Origin of the sequence: Salifodinibacter halophilus, assembly GCA_012999515.1 — a bacterium.
Lineage (GTDB): Bacteria > Pseudomonadota > Gammaproteobacteria > Nevskiales > Salinisphaeraceae > Salifodinibacter > Salifodinibacter halophilus.
Genome location: JABEEB010000025.1, coordinates 1 through 433 on the forward strand (window position 1 = coordinate 1; position 433 = coordinate 433).

At 64.9% G+C, this 433-nt stretch carries 1 protein-coding gene; it reads left to right on the forward strand.

Annotated elements, in window-relative coordinates; translation table 11 throughout:
* Positions 1–186: 186 nt before the first annotated feature.
* Positions 187–433: NAD(P)-binding domain-containing protein (locus HKX41_10495; protein NNC24562.1), on the forward strand; the 247-nt coding region annotated here is incomplete at its 3' end.

Below are 433 nucleotides of genomic sequence, written 5' to 3' on the forward strand. Positions count from 1 at the left end.
CGCGACGCGCGCATCCCGGTCATCTACGAGGGCGCAAACGAGATTCAGCGCAACCTCATCTACCGGCAGGGCGCGCTGTGAGGCGTGCGCGTCGCGGCCCGCAGAACTGACAACTCGTTTTCAGGCTTGGCATTGCTTGACCGGAACGCAGTTACTATCTGAGCGTCGTACCTTGAGTCAGCACCAATGGTACGCACGAGCGTTATCGGCTGTGGAAACATGGGGAGCGCCCTCCTCACCGGGCTTTGGAAGGCGGGCGGTCACTCGGTCGTCGCTTGCGACCTCGACCCCGACGCCCTCGCCGCGGTCGCCGACTACTGCGAAGAGACGACGGACGACGTGTCGCGCGCCGCCGAGGCCGACGTGGTGTTCGTCGCAGTCAAACCCGACATCGTCGAGGCCGTCCTCTCGGAGCTCGACCTGTCTCCAGACC